Below are 3,346 nucleotides of genomic sequence, written 5' to 3'. Positions count from 1 at the left end.
CGGCCCCGCCTGGGCCTGCTGTTGCAGCAGGAAGCGGACGGCGCGCGCGTGCAGCAGGTGGAGCCCGGCTCCGTGGCCGAGCGTGCCGGGTTCCGCCCCGGTGACCTCATCCTGCGGGTAGGCGATCGCGTGGTGGATTCCATGCGCGTGCTGCACGAGGCGGGCGCGGCAGCCGTGGGGGCCGGGCAGGGTGTGCGTTTTACCGTGCGCGGCCCCGGCGATGCCGACGCGGAACGGGTGCTCACCGTACCCGGCCTGAAGTAGAAATTTTCCGCAGCCGCCCGCGCTGCCCGCATCCCATGGTGTTTCGTCCACGGGCGGCGGCTGCGCAGGGGAGGGTCGCGCTGCGGAATCGGACGAATTGGAGTTTGATCGCGCCGCCCCGAATGCCTTGCGTCAGCGGGGTGCGTCGCGCCGGAGCATGCCCTTTGGGGCGTGGGAATCCGGCGTGCCAGCGCCAACATGAGCAAACGCACAATCCGCGAACATGCGCGGATATCCCTGTCGGAGGATGGAATGTTGTATTGCGCCGTGCTGACTCCCCTCGGCGATGACGGATTCGCCGTGGACTTTCCCGATTTTCCCGACGCCGCCCCCGGCGACGTGGGGGCCGACACCCTGTGCGAGGCCTACGGCATGGCCGAGGAAGCCCTGGCCGAACATGTGCGCGGCCTGCTGGCGCGGGGTGAAACCCTGCCCGAACCCACCCCGCCGGACCAATTGCCCACGGCCCCGCCCGCCGGAGCCGCCCTGTTCATGGTGCCCGTGCGTCTGGAGCCGCGCCGGGTGGTCAAGGTGACCCTGACCATGACCGAGCAGGAAAAGGAAAAGCTGGATGCCGTGGCCGCCGACTGGAACATGAGCCGGTCGCAGGTGGTGGTGGCGGCTATCCGTGATCTCTGCGACCGGATGGGCTGTCCCTGAGGGCGTTTGTCCGGGCGCGCACTCCGTGGGCAATGACGGCGTCAAACCGCTTTTTTGCTCCGGTCGAGTACGAGAAGAGTACACTCCCTCCGCAAAAAAGCGGTTTTCCTTGTCCTTGCCGCACGTGTTGCGCGCCGGGACAAACGCCCTCGCGCGCGGTGTCACGTTTTGTCGATGGCTGTGTAAGGGCCGCCTTCCTTGCCTCCCCGCCAATTCCGCCCCGTCATGCGCGGGCCTGCTGACAGGCCGCGTCGGCGTGCCTATGGTGTGCCGATGTGGTTTTTTTTCGTCATCGCACGACTGTCACGCGGAGTTGCCCATGCCTGAGTTGCCAGAGGTGGAGACCATTGCCTGCGGTTTGCGGCCCCAGCTGACGGGGCGGCGCATCGTGTCCGTTGCGGTGCGCAACGAAGGGACGGTGCAGGGCGACGCGGCGGCATTCGCCCGGTGCGTGCCGGGGCGTGTCATTGCCGGTGTGGGGCGGCGCGGCAAGTTGCTGCTGCTGGAACTGGTCCCGCTGGATGGTGCAGCGGGCAGGGCGGATGCGGCAGGGCCTGCTGGTGTAGCGGTTGATGCTCCGTCCGATGTTCCGCCAGACGCGGCAGACCTGATGACCTGCCGCGACGCGGCGGGCAAGATGGCCGGTTCCAGCGCGACAGGCGCGGCGGGCGCTTCCGGCAACACGGGCAACACGGGCAACACGGTAAGCACGGGAAGCGCGGGCGGAAACCGCGTGCCGCATCTGCTGGGCGTGCATCTGAAGATGACCGGACGGCTGTTTGTCTACGGGCCGGAGGTGGCGCCCAACACGCATACCCGCGTGATCTTCGGGCTGGATGACGGCAACCGGCTGTTCTTCGACGATGCGCGCAAGTTCGGTTACGTGCGGGCCCTGTCCGAGGCCGATCTGGCCACGTGGGATTTCTGGCGGTCGCTGGGGCCGGAGCCGCTGGAGATTGCCGCGCCGGACTTCGCGGCGCTGTTCCGGGGGCGGCGGGGGCGCATCAAGGCGCTGTTGCTGGACCAGACGGTCATCGCGGGCATCGGCAACATCTACGCCGACGAATCGCTGTTCCGGGCGTCCATCCGGCCCGATGCGCAGGCCGGGGAGCTTTCGCCAGATCGGTTGCGCGTGCTGCACGGCCATCTGGTGGACGTGCTGCGCGAATCCATCGCCGAGTGCGGCAGTTCCATCCGCGACTACCGCGATGCCCACGGTGATGCCGGGGCCTTCCAGAACCGCTTCCGGGTGTACGGCAGGTCCGGGCAGCCGTGCGTGGCCTGCGGGCGCGCGCTGACCACGGGCAAGGTGGCCGGGCGCACCACTGTGTTCTGCGAGCATTGCCAGAAGTTGAAATAGCGGGAGGGGGACAGGGCGGGGCAGGCCAGGGGCCGTGCCGGACAGGCGTGTGGACGGCATTACGCGATGTGGCCGCGCAGCCACCCGGTACGGGGGAATCGAAGCCACATTCCGACCCCGTACCTTCGGCATGCTTCACGTAAATGGCGCGGGGCTGTCCGTCAATGGGGGTTGTTACTGCCCCCCGTCCGTGTCGTCGCCGTCTTCGTCGCGGGCGGTGGTAATGCTGGCCGGGCCGGGCCAGGCACGCGTTCCGCCCATGCCGGTCACGTTTCCTGCTCCCCTCGTCCCTTCCGCATCCCATCGGGCCAGCACCTGGCCCGATTCCGCCGTTACCAGCAGGGGGATGTTCCGGGCCGCCAGCGCGGCGCGGGTGTCCGCCACGGGAAAGCCCCAACGGTTTCGGTAGCCCGCGCTGGCCAGGGCCACGGAGGGGCGCACCGCGTCCAGCAGTTGCGGCAGCAGCTTGCGCCTGCCGCCGTGGTGGGGCAGCACCAGCACTTCCGCCGAAAGGTCCGTGCCCGCATCCAGCAGGGCGCGGATGGCCGGGTCGCCCGCATCGCCGGGAATCAGCGCCAGGCCGCGCCGCGCACCACGTCCGTCCTGCCCATTTGGCCCATCTTGTCCATTTGATCCATCCGGTCCAGCCGGTCCATTCGGCCCGTCCTGCCGATTGCTGTCGTCGCGCGCCGTCAGGCGCAGCACCAGCGAGGCGTCGTTACCGTCAAAGGCGGGGCCAGCCGCCTCCGGCAGGGGAGGGTGCAGCACTTCCAGTTCCAGGCCGTCGGCAAGGGGAATGCGCTGCCCGGCATGCCAGCGTTCCTCGTGGTGTCCGATCAGTCGGGCATGGCGCAGGATGGCGGCCAGCCGCGCCCCGTCCTCGCCGTGCGGCGGTTCGCCGTTGCCCGCCACCCGGCGGACGGCAAAGGCGTCGATGACGTACAGAAGTCCCCGCAAATGGTCGCGGTCCGGGTGCGACCAGACCACCGCGTCCAGCCGGGGCGGGCGGTTGTCGGTCAGCGCCGGGGCCACCACCCGGCGTCCGGTGTCCCACGAGCGCGA

At 69.3% G+C, this 3,346-nt stretch carries 4 protein-coding genes; 3 read left to right on the top strand and 1 reads right to left on the bottom strand.

Going from position 1 to position 3,346, the window contains the following annotated elements; all coding sequences use genetic code 11:
* The 3 genes from FVW27_RS11030 to FVW27_RS11020 all read left to right on the top strand — a co-directional run.
* Positions 1–264: PDZ domain-containing protein (locus FVW27_RS11030; RefSeq protein WP_167125129.1), on the top strand; the 264-nt coding region annotated here is incomplete at its 5' end.
* A gap of 252 nt (positions 265–516) precedes the next feature.
* Entirely contained in the window at positions 517–924 is a 408-nt protein-coding gene (locus tag FVW27_RS11025) for a type II toxin-antitoxin system HicB family antitoxin (protein ID WP_167125127.1), read from the top strand.
* A gap of 319 nt (positions 925–1,243) precedes the next feature.
* Positions 1,244–2,284, top strand: a complete 1,041-nt coding sequence (locus FVW27_RS11020; RefSeq protein WP_167125125.1) for an Fpg/Nei family DNA glycosylase — start codon at positions 1,244–1,246, stop codon at positions 2,282–2,284.
* 174 nt (positions 2,285–2,458) lie between these two features.
* Here the strand turns inward: FVW27_RS11020 and FVW27_RS11015 are convergent.
* A partial coding sequence (locus tag FVW27_RS11015; RefSeq protein ID WP_424991868.1) for a ComEC/Rec2 family competence protein occupies positions 2,459–3,346 on the bottom strand: 888 nt, incomplete at its 5' end.

The sequence above is a fragment of the Nitratidesulfovibrio liaohensis genome (assembly GCF_011682075.1).
In the GTDB taxonomy this organism is placed as follows: Bacteria; Desulfobacterota; Desulfovibrionia; order Desulfovibrionales; family Desulfovibrionaceae; genus Cupidesulfovibrio; species Cupidesulfovibrio liaohensis.
This window is presented reverse-complemented; position numbering and strand designations above follow the sequence as displayed.